Annotated in this window: 15 protein-coding genes and 1 tRNA gene; 7 read left to right on the top strand and 9 right to left on the bottom strand. The window is 51.8% G+C overall.

Features of this window, described 5'->3' with window-relative positions; translation table 11 throughout:
• Positions 1 to 8: 8 nt before the first annotated feature.
• The 4 genes from ehuC to ACTJI9_RS15075 all read right to left on the bottom strand — a co-directional run bounded on the left by ehuC (position 9) and on the right by ACTJI9_RS15075 (position 3,945).
• Complete coding sequence (ehuC, locus tag ACTJI9_RS15060; protein WP_115053132.1) at positions 9 to 668, bottom strand: ectoine/hydroxyectoine ABC transporter permease subunit EhuC; 660 nt, start codon at positions 666 to 668, stop codon at positions 9 to 11.
• 72 nt (positions 669 to 740) lie between these two features.
• On the bottom strand, positions 741 to 1,589 hold the full coding sequence (gene ehuB / locus ACTJI9_RS15065) for an ectoine/hydroxyectoine ABC transporter substrate-binding protein EhuB (protein WP_370878820.1): 849 nt from the start codon (positions 1,587 to 1,589) through the stop codon (positions 741 to 743).
• A gap of 47 nt (positions 1,590 to 1,636) precedes the next feature.
• On the bottom strand, positions 1,637 to 2,434 hold the full coding sequence (ehuA, locus tag ACTJI9_RS15070; RefSeq protein ID WP_115053131.1) for an ectoine/hydroxyectoine ABC transporter ATP-binding protein EhuA: 798 nt from the start codon (positions 2,432 to 2,434) through the stop codon (positions 1,637 to 1,639).
• 125 nt (positions 2,435 to 2,559) lie between these two features.
• Complete coding sequence (locus ACTJI9_RS15075) at positions 2,560 to 3,945, bottom strand: MocR-like ectoine utilization transcription factor EhuR (protein WP_115053130.1); 1,386 nt, start codon at positions 3,943 to 3,945, stop codon at positions 2,560 to 2,562.
• 84 nt (positions 3,946 to 4,029) lie between these two features.
• Here ACTJI9_RS15075 and ACTJI9_RS15080 point away from each other — a divergent pair, with 84 nt between their 5' ends.
• The 4 genes from ACTJI9_RS15080 (at position 4,030) to ACTJI9_RS15095 (ending at position 8,662) form a co-directional block, all read left to right on the top strand.
• Positions 4,030 to 4,527: an Lrp/AsnC family transcriptional regulator gene (locus tag ACTJI9_RS15080; protein WP_307284872.1), complete on the top strand. Its 498-nt coding sequence runs from the start codon at positions 4,030 to 4,032 to the stop codon at positions 4,525 to 4,527.
• Between the two features lie 118 nt (positions 4,528 to 4,645).
• Entirely contained in the window at positions 4,646 to 6,139 is a 1,494-nt protein-coding gene (locus ACTJI9_RS15085; RefSeq protein ID WP_440809017.1) for an NAD-dependent succinate-semialdehyde dehydrogenase, read from the top strand.
• A 22-nt stretch (positions 6,140 to 6,161) separates the two neighbouring features.
• Positions 6,162 to 7,541, top strand: a complete 1,380-nt coding sequence (locus ACTJI9_RS15090) for an aspartate aminotransferase family protein (protein ID WP_440809018.1) — start codon at positions 6,162 to 6,164, stop codon at positions 7,539 to 7,541.
• 8 nt (positions 7,542 to 7,549) lie between these two features.
• Entirely contained in the window at positions 7,550 to 8,662 is a 1,113-nt protein-coding gene (locus ACTJI9_RS15095; protein WP_440809021.1) for an alcohol dehydrogenase family protein, read from the top strand.
• Here ACTJI9_RS15095 and ACTJI9_RS15100 read toward each other — a convergent pair.
• Genes ACTJI9_RS15100 through ACTJI9_RS15110 form a run of 3 tightly spaced genes read right to left on the bottom strand, consistent with a single transcriptional unit; the run spans position 8,646 to position 14,132 of the window.
• Entirely contained in the window at positions 8,646 to 11,894 is a 3,249-nt protein-coding gene (locus tag ACTJI9_RS15100) for an error-prone DNA polymerase (protein ID WP_440809353.1), read from the bottom strand. The genes ACTJI9_RS15095 and ACTJI9_RS15100 overlap by 17 nt on opposite strands.
• Positions 11,891 to 13,444: a Y-family DNA polymerase gene (locus ACTJI9_RS15105; protein ID WP_440809024.1), complete on the bottom strand. Its 1,554-nt coding sequence runs from the start codon at positions 13,442 to 13,444 to the stop codon at positions 11,891 to 11,893. Before ACTJI9_RS15105 ends, ACTJI9_RS15100 begins: the two co-directional genes overlap by 4 nt.
• A complete protein-coding gene (locus ACTJI9_RS15110; protein ID WP_440809026.1) occupies positions 13,347 to 14,132 on the bottom strand; it encodes an ImuA family protein in 786 nt (261 codons plus the stop codon). The genes ACTJI9_RS15105 and ACTJI9_RS15110 overlap by 98 nt, the downstream gene beginning before the upstream one ends.
• Positions 14,133 to 14,373: 241 nt before the next feature.
• Here ACTJI9_RS15110 and ACTJI9_RS15115 point away from each other — a divergent pair, with 241 nt between their 5' ends.
• Complete coding sequence (locus ACTJI9_RS15115) at positions 14,374 to 15,270, top strand: hypothetical protein (RefSeq protein WP_440809029.1); 897 nt, start codon at positions 14,374 to 14,376, stop codon at positions 15,268 to 15,270.
• 14 nt (positions 15,271 to 15,284) lie between these two features.
• On the opposite strand, the gene ACTJI9_RS15120 is transcribed toward ACTJI9_RS15115, so the two are convergent.
• A complete protein-coding gene (locus ACTJI9_RS15120; RefSeq protein WP_440809031.1) occupies positions 15,285 to 16,142 on the bottom strand; it encodes an alpha/beta fold hydrolase in 858 nt (285 codons plus the stop codon).
• A gap of 166 nt (positions 16,143 to 16,308) precedes the next feature.
• Here ACTJI9_RS15120 and ACTJI9_RS15125 point away from each other — a divergent pair, with 166 nt between their 5' ends.
• The gene (locus ACTJI9_RS15125; protein WP_440809034.1) at positions 16,309 to 17,079 is read left to right on the top strand and encodes a class I SAM-dependent methyltransferase; all 771 of its coding nucleotides are present in this window, start codon (positions 16,309 to 16,311) and stop codon (positions 17,077 to 17,079) included.
• Between the two features lie 18 nt (positions 17,080 to 17,097).
• Here the strand turns inward: ACTJI9_RS15125 and ACTJI9_RS15130 are convergent.
• Positions 17,098 to 17,173: transfer RNA gene (locus tag ACTJI9_RS15130), tRNA-Lys, on the bottom strand.
• Between the two features lie 246 nt (positions 17,174 to 17,419).
• Here ACTJI9_RS15130 and ACTJI9_RS15135 point away from each other — a divergent pair.
• A complete protein-coding gene (locus ACTJI9_RS15135; protein WP_440809037.1) occupies positions 17,420 to 18,166 on the top strand; it encodes a cytochrome c biogenesis CcdA family protein in 747 nt (248 codons plus the stop codon).
• Positions 18,167 to 18,245: the final 79 nt, after the last annotated feature.

Here is an 18,245-nt window from a genome sequence, read left to right on the forward strand (position 1 = left end):
TTCGCCTCCTATGACCTGATGCCGTCTAGGCCGCGCGTCAGGTAACGCTCGAGACCACGGATTGCGAGGGAGATGATGCTGGCGATAAGAAAGTACAGCACAAGGATCGTAAGAAACGGGACGAGTGTATTGCCGGTTTGCGCACGTACGACTTGGGCCTGAAATGTCATATCCGAAAGCGATATGAGCGATACGACAGCTGAAGCTTTTAAAAGCTCAATGGCATTATTACCAAATGTCGGAAGCATCAGGACGAATGCCTGCGGCAGGATGATTTTGCGCAGGCCCTGCCAGCGTGTCAGATTGAGCGCGATACAAGCCTCGTATTGCTCTTTACCAATGGACTTGACTGCTCCGCGAACTACTTCTGCGCCGTAAGCACCTACATTCAGGCCCAGCGCAAGCACGCCCGCCTGCAACGGCGTGAGCGAAAAGCCAAAGAGCGGCAGCACAAAATAGGCCCAGAATAATTGTACGAAAATCGACGTGCCACGAAAAAATTCAATATAGGCCGTCGCAAGCCAGCGAACGGGAGCGATGCGAGATAATCTCCCAAGCCCGGCGAGAAATGCCATTACCAATGCCAGCACTGAGCCCATCAGCGTCAGCTGAATGGTGACGATTGCGCCGTCGAGGATAAGTTGCAGATAGCCGGCCCATTGGCCCATCGCTTCGCCACCTTTGTAAGAGTAAAGGAAAGAGCCGCTTCACCTTTAAGCGAAGCGGCATTACTTGCGGCCTTATTTGGCGGCGCAAAGCTTTTCGCGATTGGTCGAGATGGCTGCCGCTGCCGAGAAACCATATGGCTCTATGATTTTGGCAAATTCGCCAGATGTCTTCATCTCGGCAAGAACCTTGTCAAACTCATCACGCAGAGCAGTGTCGCCCTTGCGGAAAGCTGCGCCATCGCAATAAACAGGAGCACCCTGTACCGGCGCAATGACTTCGATGTTCGGATCATTTGCCTTTTTGACCAGATCATTGATTGAAAGAACGGGCAGGGAATATGTATCGATGCGACCGTCCTGCAGCATTTTCAAACCGCTCTGGCCGTCCGGCACAACAATAACGCGCTCACGTGGTACGCCTGCTTCAAGAGCCAGGCGCTCTTCCGTACCGCCGCCCGGCGCGCCGATTGTAGCTTTCTCATCCTTGGCAATATCCGCATAGCTCTTGAAGCCTTTTGGATTGCCTTTTTTAACGAGGAATGCCTCGGCGTCACAAAGGATCGGTTCCGAATAGGACACTGCATTGCAGCGTTCTGGCTTCATGAAAAGACCAGCAGTAACAACATCATGACGGCCAGCCTGAAGACCGGGGATCATGGCGCCATACTCGGAAATTGAAGCAACGACATCGTTGACGCCGAGCTTTTTGAACACCGCACGAGCAACATCCGGACCGGCACCCGATACGCTGCCATCGGCCTTAACGGCCGTGAATGGCGGTTCATTTGCAATTGCAATGCGGGCAAAGCCTTGCGCTTTCAACTTGTCGAGCGCTTCGTCAGCCTTTGCCGGCATTGAAGAAACCAGAGCAGACAATGCTGCGGCTCCCAACAATGCACTGATCGTTTGTAGTTTCATCATGTTCCCAACTCCTTGGTTTTCTTTTTTGTAGGATCGCCGAGGGCCTGTTAGATGCGGTGACCTGCGGCGATGATCTTTTTCAGGAAGGCCTGTGTTCTTTCCTGCTTCGGATGTCTGAAAATTTCGTCCGGCTTGCCATCCTCGACAATTCGACCGCGATCAAAGAACAGAACGCGATCAGCAAAATCATGGGCAAAACCCATCTCGTGGGTAACGAGAAGCATTGTCATGTCTGTTTCGCGGCACAGACGCCAAAGCACGTTCAGCACTTCCTCCACGAGTTCTGGATCGAGGGCAGATGTAACTTCGTCAAACAACATGATCTTCGGTTGGAGGGCCAAAGCACGGGCAATTGCGACGCGCTGTTTTTGGCCACCGGAGAGCTGCGACGGCATGGATTTCGCCTTATCCGCAAGCCCAACCATGTCCAGCAATTCCATTGCGTGCTGCTCGGCATCTTTTTTCGCGACGCCCTTTGTCAGCATGGGCGCTAACGTCACATTATCGAGCACGCATTTGTGCGGGAACAGATTGAACAACTGAAAGACCATGCCAATCTTTTCGCGCATTTTGTGAAGATGCGCGTCATCCGCTGGTTGCAGCTTTCCGTTACGCTCCATCTGATAAAGATTGTCGCCGGCAACGCGGATCGTTCCGGAATCTATTCCCTCAAGCGTCATGAGGATGCGCAGGATCGTAGTCTTTCCCGAGCCCGATGGTCCAATGAGAGCGAGCTTTTCGCCCGGTGCTACACTGAATGACAGGTCGTTCAAAACTTTGAACGCACCAAAACTTTTACTGATGCCGTCAATCTCGATGATTGGTGCGGCTGCGGATGGTGGCATGCGTGTCTCCCTTCTGGTTGAGACAACCTCATGCGCTAACGATGGGAGACTTATGAAATCATGTCAATTGTTAAAATTAAATCATGACAATTTAACTGATCGTGATGAAAAATCAGGCAGTTTGGTCAAATAGCAAGGAGCAGATGTTCAAGGTCTCCACGAAGAAGATTGGCAACAACACCAAGTCCGGACCGCAGCTCCTGCTCAGTTGTTGAGCCGAGCGAGATCCGTACCGCCGGATGCCACGGATAATTTGAGATGCGGAAGGACGCGCCGGGGGCGATGGCAACTCCTTGCAGCCTTGCATGCGCCACAAAAGCTTCTTCAGTCCGCTCCCCAGTTAGAGGTAACCAGATGTGCAGGCTTTGCGGATGTGACAAGAAAGGAATGCCGCTTAAGACTTCGGCAGCAACGGAATGTCTGGCCCGCAGCGCCTCACGCTGCCAGTTGACCAATTCCATGGCCGTGCCGTCCGATACCCATCGGCTCGCAATTTCTGCAACGATCGGTGTGGCCATCCAGTTTGAAACAAGATGCCTATTGGCAACAGCAGCGACATAGCGATCAGGTGCCACCAAATAGCCGATCCGCAGACCAGGTATGACGATCTTGGTGAAACTGGTGAAATAGAGCGTTCGCTCTGGCGCAATTGATGCGATGGGAGGCGGACGATGCTCGACAAGCGGGCCCAGCACATCACTCTCGATGATCGCGATGTCATGCTTGCGGGCAATAGCCACCAGAGCATTTCGCCGCTCCAGGCCCATCAGTGTCCCGGTCGGATTGATAACCGAGGGCTGAACGAAAACTGCTTGGATACCGGTGACCCTGCAGCATTCGTCGAGCGATTCCGGAATAATGCCCTGATCATCGATGGCAAGGCCTTCAAGCGTAAGGCCAAGATAGGAGGCTAGCGGCGTCAATGTGTGATGCCCTATCCCTTCCGTCGCGACCTTCGAACCGGGTGGCGCTGCGCTCATCAAGGCGACCGTCATGGCAGCAGTCGCACCGTTTGTTACACTGATATTCCCAGGCGCCACCTCCAGCCCGCACGCGCGCAGCCATTCCACTGCGATGGTACGGTGGCGTGGGAAAACAACATTTGGCCGGAATGACAAAGCCGAACTTGGAGGCAGGGTTTCCGACAGCCACGCCAGGGCTTTTTTCATGCGCTCCAAATGCATTGGCTCGCATATGGGCTTCAAGATGGACAGATCGATAACCTCGCCAAGTCGTTCCGGCAGATAGGGAGGATCCGGCTCACGGCTGTTTTGACAGACGAATGTACCACGCCCGGTTTCACCCGAAATCAAATTGCGGCGAATCAATTCTTCATAGGCGCGACTGACAGTCTGTACCGAAAGTCGCAAATCATCGGCCATTCGTCGATGCGTTGGCAGACGGGCGCCACCTTCCAGTTTGCCATCAGCGATAGCACGTGCAATCTGTTCTGCCAGCGATAGATAGGCTGGACGGCGAAGGCTTGTCGGATCTGGTTGCCACAATGTCATGATTTATAAGTGATCGAAGTCAGTGCAATTGACAATCAAAAAATCACAACGTCATGATTATAACATGAATCCAACGGGCGTATCATGACCTCAATCAAGCTAGATCCAATCGATATACGCATCCTTGATGAAATCCAGCGGGAAGGCCGGATCACCAAGCTTGCACTGGCCGAACGGGTAGGAATATCTCCGACACCATGCTGGACACGCCTGCGCCGCCTGGAAAAGGCAGGTGTCATTACAGGGTATCATGCCCGTATCGCGTTGCGGCTTATCGCGCCCATTACGACCGTGCTCATGGAAGTTACTCTGGGTGCGCACAAACAAGCGGATTTCGAGCGGTTTGAACGCGCAATCAAAACGCTGCCAGAAGTGGTTGCCTGTTGGTCGGTCGGAGGAGGCGTCGATTACGTTCTCAAAGTCATGACTCGCGATATTGATGCATATCAGCGACTGGTGGATGACCTTTTGCAACGCGAAATCGGCATAGACCGGTATTTTACCTATATCGTGACCAAGACCGTCAAAGATGACGCGGTATTGCCTGTGGCTGAGTTGTTGACCGACGCGGATAATAGCTAGTCAATCTCTCTTTCAGTGTTACGAAATAAAGACAATCTCTCTTAACCCGGCGTCTCATATAGGCTGTCTCTCTTCCGATTTGTGCGACCCTTGCACCGAACAATTCCGGGAGAGTTGAATGTCCGCTCACTTTGCACGACCAGATCGCCATGCCGCACTTGATCGCCTGACCGACCGGCGCATGCTGCGCGAATTGGCCTATGTCGATGGCCATTGGACTGCAGGTGACGCAGGACAGACCTTTGAAGTTTCTGACCCTGCGACCGGTGCTGCTATAGCCTGGGTATCCAAGCTCAATGCGGATCAAACTTCGATTGCCGTTGATGCTGCCGTGAGAGCTTGGCCGGCTTGGCGGGCGCTTCTCCCTCAAGAGCGAACGGCAAGATTGCGGAAGTGGTACGAACTCATATTGGCTGCGAAGGATGATCTGGCTTTGATCATGACCCTTGAGCAGGGCAAGCCGCTCAGTGAATCGCGCGGCGAAATCGAGTATGCCGCCTCCTTTATCGAGTGGTATGCGGAAGAGGCCAAGCGCTTAAACGCCGAGAATGTAACAAGTCATCTTTCCGGCGCTGAGATGATTGTTCGCCGCGAAGCAATTGGCGTTGTCGGGATTGTTACGCCCTGGAACTTCCCATCAGCCATGCTGACGCGAAAGGCAGCAGCCGCCTTGGCCGCTGGTTGTACTGTCGTTGCGCATCCATCATCGGAAACGCCGCTTTCGGCGCTTGCTCTGGCAGAGCTTGCTGATCGTGCAGGTATTCCTGCTGGCGTTTTCAATATTGTCACAGGCGACGCTGCAACAGTGGTTGGACGCATGTGCGAAGACCCGCGCGTCCGGGCGTTAAGCTTCACCGGTTCAACAGAAATTGGCCGGCTTATCGCGGCGCAATGTGCGCCAACCATGAAAACTCTCGTGATGGAATTGGGCGGTCATGCACCGCTTATCGTGTTTGCCGATGCGGATATTGATCGCGCCGTAGACATCGCCATTGATGCAAAGTTCGCCACTTCGGGACAGGATTGTCTCGCTGCAAACCGGATTTACGTTGAGCGCCCAATACATGCGGCTTTTGCTGCAGCATTTGCCAGGCGGATTTCTAAGCTGAAGGTCGCTCCGGGACTGACTGAGGGCGTTGATATCGGTCCTCTGATGCATGAACGCGCTGTTCAAAAGGTTGAAGAGCAGGTTGAGGATGCCGTGGCACGAGGCGCGAAATGCGCTGTCGGCGGCAAGCGCCATCACGCCGGTGCATTATTTTATGAGCCCACGCTTCTTTTGAATGTACCAGAAGATGCACTGATCATGCGCGAAGAGACATTCGGCCCTGTGGCGGCTCTTGCCGTATTTGATACGGAAGAAGAGGTCGTTCAGCGCGCCAACGATACAGAATATGGCTTGGTTGCTTATGCCGTGACCAAGGATGGGGCGCGAATGCTGCGTCTTGGCCGTAGCCTCGAATATGGAATGGTCGCGATAAACCGGGTGAAAATCACCGGCGCGCCAATTCCCTTCGGGGGCATTAAACAGTCCGGGCTGGGGCGCGAAGGATCGCGGCACGGAATCGAGGCTTTCACAGAACTAAAATATCTCTGCATCGACACTCACTGATTTAGAAGAACAGGATAGTACCATGCTTGAACGCTCGAACGAATTGAACGCCTGGGATCGGGACCACTTCTTTCACCCGTCAACTCATATGGGCGCTCATGCGCGCGGTGAAACACCAACGCGTATTATCAAAAGCGGTGAGGGCGTTCATATTACCGATAGTACCGGTCGCACCAGTATTGATGCATTCGCGGGGCTTTACTGCGTCAATGTTGGCTATGGCCGAACCGAAATCGCCGACGCCATTGCAAAACAGGCTCACGAGCTCGCTTATTACCATGCCTATGTCGGGCATGGCACGGATGCATCAATAACACTTTCCAAGATGATCATTGATCGCGCGCCGGAAGGAATGAGCCGGGTCTATTTCGGGCTTTCCGGCTCTGACGCCAATGAAACCAACATCAAATTGATCTGGTACTACAACAATGTTCTGGGTCGTCCTGAAAAGAAGAAAATCATTTCCCGTTGGCGTGGCTATCATGGCTCGGGAATCATGACCGGCAGCCTGACAGGGCTTGAGCTTTTCCATAATGCCTTTGATCTGCCGCGTGCGCCAATTCTCCACACGGAAGCACCCTATTACTTCCGCCGCGAAGATCGTTCGATGAGCGAAGAGCAATTTTCGCAACATTGTGCCGACAAGCTGGAAGAGATGATCCTTGCAGAAGGACCGGAAACAGTCGCAGCCTTCATCGGTGAGCCAATTCTTGGGACAGGCGGCATTGTCCCGCCGCCAGCAGGTTACTGGGAAAAAATTCAGGCCGTACTCAACAACTACGACATTTTACTCGTAGCTGATGAAGTGGTTACCGGATTTGGCCGTTTGGGTACAATGTTCGGATCGGATCATTATGGCATTAAGCCCGATCTGATCACCATCGCGAAGGGGCTCACCTCAGCATATGCACCGCTCTCGGGCGTCATCGTTTCAGACAAGGTTTGGCAGGTACTGGTCAAGGGATCCGATATGCTTGGTGCAATCGGGCATGGTTGGACCTATTCAGCACATCCGATCTGCACTGCGGCTGGTATCGCCAATCTCGAACTTATCGACAAGCTCGATCTTGTGACAAATGCCGGTGAAACCGGTGCTTATTTCCGCAAGCAGTTGACTGAAGCCTTGGCAGAGAATGCCATCGTCGGTGAAGTGCGCGGTGACGGGATGCTCGCCGCCGTAGAATTTGTTGCTGACAAAGACGATAGGAAATTCTTTGACCCTGCATTGAAAGTCGGACCACGCATTGCGGCAGCTCTGGCTGAACTTGGCGTGCTTGGGCGGGCCATGCCGCAAGGCGATATTCTGGGCTTTGCACCACCATTATGTTTGACCCGGGACGAGGCTGATACGGTTGTCAATGCCGCGGCCAAAGCGGTCGAGTCGATTGCAAAAACGCTCTGAGGTTCACCATGAAAGAGCAAAACATTCCGCAGACCATGGCCGCTATACAACTCATTGGCCATGGCGGGCTCGACAAGCTGATTTACAATGAGAACACGCCGGTTCCTACACCTGCGCCGGGCGAGGTTCTTATCGAAATAACCGCTTGCGGTATGAACAATACGGATGTCTGGGTGCGGGAAGGCGCCTACGGCACCGAGGAAGATGCTGGCGCCGTTTCAACCTGGCGCCGACAAGAGCCGACATTAAGATTTCCGCGCGTTCAGGGGACTGACATAGTCGGGACGATTGTTGCTGTTGGCGAGGGCGTCGACAAGGCGCGTATCGGGCAACGCGTAATGGTCGATTTTTCCATCTATAATCGCGATGATGATAGTCTTGCCGATATCGATTATATTGGTCATGGACGCGATGGCGGTTATGCCGAATATGTAACCGTGCCGGTTGAAAATGCTCATTACGTCAACACGGATTTGAGTGATATCGAACTTGCCACCTTCTGCTGTGCATATTTAACCGGCGAACAGATGCTGGAACGCGCCGGATTGCGGGCAGGAGAGCGAGTGCTTGTTACTGGCGCATCAGGTGGCGTGGGCTCCGGTATTGTTCAACTTGCAAGGGCACGGGGTGCAATTCCCTATGCGCTTGTGGGAGCGGGCAAAGAACAGGCATTGCTCGACATTGGCGCTGAAGCAGTGATCACACGGGGCACCAATGACCTTGTGACAGCGGTGAATGATGCGACCGGCGGAGAGCCAATTGACGTCGTAGCCGATCTTGTTGGCGGTTCAATATTCAACGATTTGCTGCGCATTCTCAGGGCTGAGGGTCGTTACACCACAGCCGGAGCAATTGCTGGACCTGTTGTGCAGCTCGATCTTCGCACCATGTATCTTAAACAACTGGCTTTGCATGGCTCATCGCAGGGCACGCGGGGAGATTTCCGCCGGATCGTGCGCTATATTGAAGAAGGCAAGATCCGGCCGCTTGTTGGCGGCGTCTATCCGCTTTCTGAGTTTCACCGCGCACAAACGGATTTCATGGCCAAATCCTTTGTCGGGAAACTGATTGTCGTGCCGGATGCCAAATTCGACAATATCCGAATTAATGGAAATCCCTAGATTTCGGCATTATGCGAACATTTCTGGGATGACGCGCCCGCGCGTCTCCCTGGACAGAATGGTTGACTTCGTCACTGCGTGATACGGGCAAAATGGCCCGCTGCTCAGAGAGACGATAAAGGTCGCCAGTCCGATCGATAAGCTTTCTGGCAACGATGTGCACCACATTATCGGCGCTTTGAACTATTCCTTCGATCTGGATCAGCCGAGATCCCATCACTTCCTTACGATAAATGTTGAGGAGCTTTTGCCAGATGACAATGTTGGAGATGCCTGTTTCATCTTCAATAGTCATAAAGACTACGCCTTTTGCAGTTCCAGGCCTTTGCCGAACAGTCACCACTCCAGCCAGTTTGACGCGCTTATTATTCGCTAGACTATTTGCAAATTGGCATGTGGAAACGCCTTCTGACACAAACATTTCTCGCAAAAACTGCATCGGATGCCCTTTGAGCGAAAGCCTTGTCGATTCGTAATCGGCAATGACGTGCTCAGAGAGTTTCATTTGAGGAAGAACCGTTTTGACTTCCGTAGCTAACTCATTTGTTTCAGCCGCTTGAAATAGGGGCAACGTCGTGTTGTCAGGGAAGCGGCGCACGGCCCAAAGTGCCTCTCGCCGGTCGATACCTAGCGAACGAAATGCATCTCCATCGGCAAGCAAGACAAAAGCCCGTCTTTCAAGTTTCGTCAGACGCCTTACCTGTTCAATATCGGTATAGGCTTGCTTTCTTCTCTCACAGATCAAGTCGGCCCAAGGCTTTGAAAAACCGTCGACCTGACGAAAACCGAGTCTTGTGCATAAAACACCATTTTCCTTTGATTCCAATGTGTTGTCCCAATGACTGAAATTAATATCTACAGGACGTACTTCGACATCATGCTTGCGCGCATCGCGAATAATCTGGTCTGGCGGATAAAAACCCATAGGCTGTGAGTTCAACAATGCCGCCGCGAAAGCAGCGGGATAATGACACTTAATCCAAGATGAAATATAGACCAGGATGGCAAAACTCGCAGCATGGCTTTCAGGAAAACCATACTCGCCAAATCCTTTGATCTGGTTGAAGCAGTTTTGAGCGAAATCCCTTTCATAGCCTCGGCGAACCATGCCTTCCACCATCTTGTTTTCCAGTTTGTGTATAGTTCCCACATGCCGGAAAGTTGCCATGGCGCGGCGCAATTGATTAGCTTCATCGCCGGTAAAACCTGCTGCGACGATGGCAATACTCATCGCCTGCTCCTGAAAGAGAGGAACTCCAAGCGTCCGGACAAGAACCTCTTTCAATTCGTCTTTATGTCCGTGATCAGGCGAGGGTGAAGGATAAACAACAGAATCAGGATTGTTGCGCCGCTTCAAATAGGGATGAACCATATCCCCCTGAATGGGTCCCGGTCTTACTATGGCGACTTCAATAACCAGATCGTAAAATTTCCTCGGACGAAGGCGCGGCAGCATATTCATCTGTGCACGGCTTTCCACTTGGAAGACCCCAAGGGAATCTGCCTTGCAGAGCATGTCGTAGACGTCGTCATCATCCAATGGGATGTCCGCAAGTCCATAGCGTTTACCACCGTGTAGATGAATGAGATCAAAGGCCTTGCGGATACAAGTGAGCATGCCAAGCGAAAGAACATCGACTTTCATGATATTGAGTTCGTCAATATCATCCTTGTTCCATTCGATGAAAGTACGGTCTTTCATGGCGGCGGGCCCTATCGGAACGGTCAAATCAAGACGTTCCTGCGTGAGGACGAAACCGCCAACATGTTGGGAAAGATGACGTGGGAAACCAAGCAGTTCCTTGGCAAGCCTTATGGTGCGGCGGATCATGACATTATCAGGATCAAGTCCAGCCTGCTTTATTTCCTGCTTTTCAACGACCGATCCCCAACTACCCCAAACCATATTGGCCAAAGCGGCAGTGACATCTTCTGTCAGGCCCAGTGCTTTCCCAACATCACGGATTGCACTGCGCGGCCGATAACTGATGACGGTTGCAATAATAGCAGCATGGTCGCGCCCATATCGCTCGAAAATCCATTGCATGACTTCTTCGCGGCGCTCATGCTCGAAATCCACATCAATATCGGGCGGTTCTTTACGTTCTTTCGAAAGAAACCGGTCAAAAAGCAGGTTGCTTGTGGCGGGATCAACGGCCGTAATGCCCAGACAATAACAGACAGCAGAATTGGCCGAGGAACCGCGCCCCTGACAAAGGATATTTTGTGAGCGGGCATAGGTAACAATGTCATAAACAGTCAGGAAGTAGGGCGCATATTCCAACTCCCCGATCAGGGTCAGTTCTTTTTCCAGGATCGTAGACACATTTTTGGGAATGCCATCCGGATAGCGTTTATTGGCGCCGATCCATGTTTCATCGATCAGATGTTGCTGGGGTGTTTTGCCGGGTGGAACAGGTTCATCAGGATATTGATAGCGTAAATCATCAAGAGAAAAACTGATCGGCTTCACAAAGCGCTGCGTCTCTTCAAGTGCTTCCGGAAAAAACCGAAAGAGATACTGCATGTCGGTTGGCGATTTCAGATGCCGCTCTGCATTCTTTTCCAGTTTGCGGCCAGCTGTCTCTATCGTAACATGCTCACGGATACTGGTCAGCACATCCTGAAGTGGCCGCCGGGCAGGAGTGTGATAAAGCACATCATTAACTGCCAAAAATGGAATGTTTGCATCGGCTGCAATTCGAACCAGTTTTTCACCGTGACGCCTGTCGGCTCCCTTGCGCGGCATCACCAGACCAAGCCAAACGCAATCCGCCGCCGCAAAAGCTAGTTTTTTTAGGAAGTCCGTGAAGCTTTCGTCGGGATTTTCGGGAGGCATTACAGCTATCTGAAAATTGTCTGCCTTGAACAGAAAGTCTTCGAAAAGCAGATGGCATTCCCCTTTGGTCTTGGCACGGTGCTTTCCCACACTCAAAATCTGGCAGAGATGACCGTAAGCAGGGCGATCTCGCGGATAAACAACAAGGTCAGGCGTGCCGTCAGTGAAACTTAGCCGACAACCAATATAGAGGTCTATTGAAAGACCCTGTTCTTTTTTGATTTCTTTTCTGGCGCTATGGGCTCGCACCACGCCAGCAAGTGTATTGCAATCGGCAATACCAATGCCTTTAAGCCCCAGAAGAGCTGCAGCCAGAACCAGTTCCTGGGGTTGCGACGCCCCCTTGAGGAAGGAAAAATTGCTGGTGACGGCAAGCTCAGTATAATCCATCAGGCAAAAATCCCATGCAAATACCATCGGGGGGTGGGATCGCCTCGCTCATAAAGACCCTCGCGGAATACCCAAAAACGCTTTCCCTGATTGTCTTCAACCCGGTAATAGTCGCGTGTGAGAGCACCCGCATGCTCGCGCCACCATTCTGGTGCAATACGCTCGGGTCCTTCAGCTAAAACAATCGTGTGCTGTACGCGGCGCCACGTAAAGCGCGCCGGTGCACCGTCAGGAACTCCCGATGTCGTTTCAATGCGTTCGGGTGGATTAAACAGTCTGATTGGTCTTTCGGGAGGATTTCCAGGGTAATGTTCTGGTGACCACTGAACTGATTGATCCGATCTATTCCCGGCTGCAGCTTCAAGCATGACAGCACGTTCAGGAATGTGCGTATCAATAGCAACAGGTCGCAACACACGCGAACTGCCCAATCTTATAGAAAGTCTATCGATGAGCGCATCAAATGCTTCTGTCTCTTGCCGCGTATTGTCGAGACTTTTCTGCAGCGCATGTGTTTGTTCTGTTCGAATAGCAGAGAGCCGAACAATATCAAAGCCATAGCCTGCATCCAGAGGTTCTGCCAAGCTTGATAGCCTCTCCTTGAGCAATCGCAGTAATGTTTTTGTCTCTACAAGCGGCCTTCCGGATTCAATACGAATCCGTCTCACATTTCCATCAACACGAAAAAAACTCGCTTCGATTTCACGCGCACCTTGAACACGGGTTTGCAATTGCCTGAAAAGTTCATCGCCAAGGGATTGAAGTAAAAGCTCGACGGAATCCATAACAACCAAAGGTTCGGCCATGCGTCGCTCAACCATACAGACAGGCACAATACGGCGCGGAGAAATTGGCTGGTCTTGCCTGCCAAAAAGACTGTCCAGGCGATTGATCAGCGCTTTTCCGAAACGGGCAACAAGGGCAGCACGGGGCAGAACCTCGACTTCGCCAACATGCAGCAGACCTGCGCGCTTCAGACCAGCAAGATGTGCTGCTTCTATCTCAAGACAGGCAAGGTGCAGTTTATATAGTCTCTTTTCTTCATCATCGCCGATGACACCGCCGGATGAATAGCGTGCAAAGGCACGGGCAGAGGCTGCATTGCTTGCGATGGCTGATTTTACTGCCACGCCCTGTTGATTGAGACGATTGTGAATATCCTTGAGCATAGTGTGCTCATCCCCAAAAAGATGAACACAGCCTGTAATATCGAGGATAAGACCATCCGGATCGTCAAAAGCGGCCAGAGGCGTGTATCGATCACACCAATCTGCCAGACGCTCCAAAAATGCGGAATCCTGACGAGGTGAGGCAAATGCGATATCCAGCTTTTCAAACTGCGCACGTGCATCAGCCAAAGTCATGCTTTTGTATAGACCTGCTTTTGCAGCTCTCTGATCAACCGCTACCAGCCGTAAAGTATTGGCAATCTTGTCAACAACAATGAGATACTGATCAGAACGGTCGCGCTGCGAATTTTCGCGTTTGAGACGATCCGTAGGAAGATGTGGAAACCACAGAGCCAAAAACCTGCTCGATCCGTTGGAAAACATGATTTTCACTCTCCCATTGTAATAGCCATTGGCCTGTGTTGCCCTGCCTGTTGCGAATGAGTTGGACTTGAAAAACAGGGTTGCCCGGCGCGTTTGCACCAGGGGATTGTGAGGTTGCAGCACGAATTAACCACCGTGTGACGGCAGCATTTTCACCCGGAACAGCTCCCAGCCTCAGGAGAAAGGCGGGCACTTCGGCCTGTTGTGCGCTAAGCAGTAATTTTCGCGAGGCAGTCAAATCCAGACATTTGGGATGGCCCCACGGCGCAATAATAACTGCTCCCATACCGCGAATGCCAAGGCTGTCTGCTGCAGCCTTTAAAACATTATGAGGCGAGGAGCACCGAACGAAAACCACCCGCTCCGGGTCGAGACCCAAATAATGCAGGCCGGGAGCATAGGGAAAGCCATGTTCATTGCCTGTAAAATCCTCTTCAATCCAAAGAATGGGGCTTAGGTTGGCTGATGCGCGCAAGGCGAGGGCAATAACAAAACCTGTTGCGGCTCCTGCGTCCCCACTTTCCTTCGCAAAAATCTCATGCAGAGCGCCTCGCTGAAGGCCACCCCGAAATACGCCGTCTACAGCCCGGCAGCCAAGATCAAAGGCAGAGCCAGACACACCTTGCGTGCCTTGCTCATTTAGAGACGCAATATCGCGTCTTAACGCCGTTAGATCGACGATCGCCACTATAGAACCCCTGTTTGTTCATGATATGTTCCATTATCAAATTTAAGGTATCCAGTGTCAAGCGCTTCCCGATACGAATGGTTAGAATCAGATCATCAATTGCAGATTTCAGAGTCATCCAGCCTTTCGCTGTTGAGACTCATGGGAAGGATTTCTGATCTGGCTCTGAAGCCCTTCTTCGCGATAATGGTTGTGTTATAGATTGAGGTGAAACTACGCTCAAAGTCATAGAAATGATCGCATGTCTGCCAAATCCACCGCTCCCATACCTAAATCGGAAAAGAGACATTCACTATTATTTCGGTGGATGTTGAGGCGGAATGCTCGGCAGGCGTTAAAGCTGCCACAGGTCAGAGCCCGAGAAACAGAGCTGTTTCGTGAAAGTATAAAGGGAAATTTGCCAAATTCAGGTAATGTTCTCCTGGCAGCATGCGATGATCGCTATTTCTACAATTTTGCTCTGGGGCTGATCAAATCCATCGAACGTCTAGGTCAGCCTGAGGCATTCCATCTTCTGCTTCTTCAACCTTCCGGCAAGGTCATCGAGGAAGCGGCTACCCTTTCCAAGACTCTCAAGCACGTGAGGCTGACCTATTCTATTGATCCATGCGCACTGGCAGAGGGGCTGCCACGCCGTGAAATCTATTATACCGCCGCACGCTTCCTGCTAGCGCCTTTAATTCTGGAAGCTGGTGTCGAACGCCTTCTTATGATTGATGTCGACGCCGTGATGAATCGGTCTCCCTGGCCAATAATTCCATCTGATTTCGACCATCAAAGCGGAGCATTCATATTTAGAAGGAATGAAAAACATCCGTGGCGCAAAATTCTTGCATCTGCCGTTCTTTTAAATAATTCGCCAGGTTCAATGCGATTGGCAAATGCAATTGCCGTTTCGATAGCAGTTAGCTTGGGGAAGAAACCCAAATATCATATCGACCAGATTCTACCGTTTTACGTCTGCGACTTTGCAAGCAAAACGATTCAGAATTTTTCCACTGTGGATATTCCCCCCAAACTCATGGGATATGATTACGAGCCGGAAGCCGCTTTCTGGACAGTCAAGGGTCATCAGGCGCTTGATACTTTTATAAGCGAAAGAGACAGGCTTCTTGGCCCAACGGAACAAGAAAACTAAGTCCGCCTGAAAAGTTAGGCGCGGCAGTTAAGCCCTGTGTGAGTGCCGATAGCGCGAATAATGTCATCCCAATCCTCAAGGTGAATTTCATGGCCGCCACCTGGAACACGGAGAAGTTCTGCACCTGGAACGCTTTGTGCCAGCAATTCGCCGTGCTCGATCGGAAAAATCGGGTCCGCTGTGCCGTGGACAACGAGAAGAGGTTTAGCTAATTCGTCGCGCTTGTTGTCCCAGCTGTCACCACCTTTCAACATGAAATGATTGGTAGCGCTGGCGAAGTTTTTAGCACGCTTCACATCATGCTCCACGAGTTTACGGGCCTGCATCTCATTATAGGGATGCCGTGTACCTGCAATCATCTGCGTATCTTTAACAATAAAATCTATGACCTGAGCGCTATCGGTCCAATCAACACTCTCGCCTGTCGCTGCGTGCTCCATATAGGCACTACTCGTCTGCGGAAGGTTGGAGGTATCAACGCCGATGGGCGTGGTTGAGATCAAGGTCAGCGTTTTTACGCGTTCAGGATGGGCGAAAGTGGCCATTTGCGCGATCATACCACCCAGCGACATACCGACCAGATGTGCGGTTTTGATATTGTAGGCGTCGAGCACGCGAAATGCATCCTGAGCCATGTCGTCCATTGTATAGTCAGGGTTTCCCGGCTCATAAGCGGTCGAAAGGCCGGTATCCCGATTATCATAACGAATGACGTAGCGATTTTGGGCGGCGAGTTGCTTGCAAAACCCCTCCGGCCACCACAACATGGAAGCCATGGCGCCCATGATAAGCAGAACAGGCTCATGGGTTGGATCTCCAAAAGCCTGCGTGGCGATCTCAACATTGTCAGCAATGATGATCCGTTCATTCATTTCGTCATCCCCCTGCACAGCATCTGAGGTGTCAATGCCTCGAGCCTCGTCTCAAACGAACAGCAACTACATTGGTTGTGAACTTACATAACTGATCCTATAATGCAACCAGTCTTGCTAAAGAAGCAACCGCCGGCAATGACAGCAAAAACCAGAAGAGGTTCAAATGTTGGATCGTGCAGATTTCTATGACGCAGAATTAAAACGTCACACCAAACACTTGATTGCCGCTGCCAGCGTTGGAGTGAGTGACCATGTGCTTGATGTGGGTTGCGGGGCAGGGCAAACCACGCGCGATGCCGCCAGCCTTGCTGTCAATGGCAAGGCGATTGGTGTGGATACGTCAAGCGATATGCTGGAAGTTGCCAGGCAACGGGCAAATGATTCTGGGCTCAAAAATGTTTCATTTGAGCAGGGCGACGCCCAAAGCCACGTATTTCCCCAAGCCAGATTCGATCTTTGCATCAGCCGGTTTGGCGCTATGTTCTTCTCTGATCCGGCTGCCGCGTTTGCAAATATTGCCAGCGCCATGCGTCCCGATGCGCGACTGGCATGGATGGTATGGCAGAGCCAGGATAAAAATGAATGGTCTGGCGCCATTCGGCGAACCGTAGCTCCGACCACGATGGCCTCACCGGAAACCCGGAAGGCGTTTTCCCTTGGTGAACCTGCTAGCGCCAAAGAGCTTCTCAATACCGCAGGGTTTGTATCCGTCGATTTTATCGACGTGCGGGAACCGGTATTCTACGGAGCATCTGTCGACAGCGCGTTTGACGCTCTCATGAAAATCTTCTCCATAAAGGATATGCTTGCTCAAACGAATGAAGCACCCGAACCTGCCTTGCAACGGCTGCGCAATCTGCTTGAGGCTCATATGACCACTGACGGGGTGCTCTTTGACTCCCGCGCCTGGGTAATTACCGCTCGAAGAGAATAGGATATTTTGCGGGAATGATGGTGAGCGCGCGGGGGTTCGAACCCCGGACCTACTGATTAAAAGTCAGTTGCTCTACCGGCTGAGCTACGCGCTCCCTTGAAAGCCATAAACTGGCCTCGGGAAGTGCGGCGGAACATAGGTGCGAGATGGCAATCGGTCAACAGCTATTGTGCATAGTTTCTGTGATAAAAAGCGTTGTTTTTACAGCTTTCTTCAAATTTCCCCGGCAGAGCTACCCCGTAATGCGGTATTTGATCAGAGGAATGGCGAAAAGGTGATTGGAAATCCGAACAGATTCGGCTTAATCCGGCGCAACCTGAATGACCATGAAGGAGCGCATATGGCGCTGGATGTTTCCTATCTGACTGCCGCCGGGGCCGGGGCGCTCTCATTTCTTTCACCTTGTGTGCTGCCTCTCGTGCCGCCGTACCTGTGCTACATGGCAGGGGTGACTGTAGAAGACTTCCGAGCTGATGCTTCCACCGCCAAAATTTCACCGGTCAGGCGCGCGCTCCTTTTATCGTCCTTTTGCTTCGTCTTGGGATTCACCACAGTTTTTGTTCTACTGGGTGCAGGCGCATCGACAATTGGGGCATTCCTGCGCATGTGGCAGCAGGAAATAGCCATCCTGGCCGGAATCATCATCATCATTATGGGATTGAACTTCCTCGGTGTGTTCAAATTAGCTTTTCTATCCCGCGAGGCACGCTTTCAAAGCAAAGGAGCACCGGCCAATCCCTTTGCAGCCTATATTATGGGATTGGCATTCGCATTTGGCTGGACCCCATGCATAGGACCGGTGCTTGGTCCAATTTTGGCTCTGGCTGGCGCACGCGATACTGTCGCTGACGGGGCGCTACTGCTTGCGATCTATTCTCTTGGGCTCGGCATTCCCTTCATTATTGCCGCACTATTTTCCGGTGTGTTCATGCGATTCCTTTCCCGGTTTCGCATGCATCTTGGCAAGGTCGAAAAAATCATGGGAGGACTGCTGGTGATTACAGGAGTACTTTTCCTGACCGGAGGGCTGCAGACATTTTCATTCTGGCTGCTTGAAACATTTCCCATCCTCGGCCAACTTGGCTAAAGAGGCGCAAGTTACCAAATTGCAACCAGCATTGTGCCATGTTGCAGCCTGATAACGCTTTGGCCAAACTGAAAGTCTG

Origin of the sequence: Phyllobacterium sp. 22552 (genome assembly GCF_052044585.1) — a bacterium.
Classification (GTDB): Bacteria; Pseudomonadota; Alphaproteobacteria; order Rhizobiales; family Rhizobiaceae; genus Phyllobacterium; species Phyllobacterium ifriqiyense.

Coding starts and splice junctions, on each gene's coding strand:
- ehuC (WP_115053132.1), bottom strand. CDS start 668: ATGGGCCAATGGGCCGGCTATCTGCAACTTATCCTCGACGGCGCAATC.
- ehuB (WP_370878820.1), bottom strand. CDS start 1,589: ATGATGAAACTACAAACGATCAGTGCATTGTTGGGAGCCGCAGCATTG.
- ehuA (WP_115053131.1), bottom strand. CDS start 2,434: ATGCCACCATCCGCAGCCGCACCAATCATCGAGATTGACGGCATCAGT.
- ACTJI9_RS15075 (WP_115053130.1), bottom strand. CDS start 3,945: ATGACATTGTGGCAACCAGATCCGACAAGCCTTCGCCGTCCAGCCTAT.
- ACTJI9_RS15080 (WP_307284872.1), top strand. CDS start 4,030: ATGACCTCAATCAAGCTAGATCCAATCGATATACGCATCCTTGATGAA.
- ACTJI9_RS15085 (WP_440809017.1), top strand. CDS start 4,646: ATGTCCGCTCACTTTGCACGACCAGATCGCCATGCCGCACTTGATCGC.
- ACTJI9_RS15090 (WP_440809018.1), top strand. CDS start 6,162: ATGCTTGAACGCTCGAACGAATTGAACGCCTGGGATCGGGACCACTTC.
- ACTJI9_RS15095 (WP_440809021.1), top strand. CDS start 7,550: ATGAAAGAGCAAAACATTCCGCAGACCATGGCCGCTATACAACTCATT.
- ACTJI9_RS15105 (WP_440809024.1), bottom strand. CDS start 13,444: ATGTTTTCCAACGGATCGAGCAGGTTTTTGGCTCTGTGGTTTCCACAT.
- ACTJI9_RS15115 (WP_440809029.1), top strand. CDS start 14,374: ATGTCTGCCAAATCCACCGCTCCCATACCTAAATCGGAAAAGAGACAT.
- ACTJI9_RS15120 (WP_440809031.1), bottom strand. CDS start 16,142: ATGAATGAACGGATCATCATTGCTGACAATGTTGAGATCGCCACGCAG.
- ACTJI9_RS15125 (WP_440809034.1), top strand. CDS start 16,309: ATGTTGGATCGTGCAGATTTCTATGACGCAGAATTAAAACGTCACACC.
- ACTJI9_RS15135 (WP_440809037.1), top strand. CDS start 17,420: ATGGCGCTGGATGTTTCCTATCTGACTGCCGCCGGGGCCGGGGCGCTC.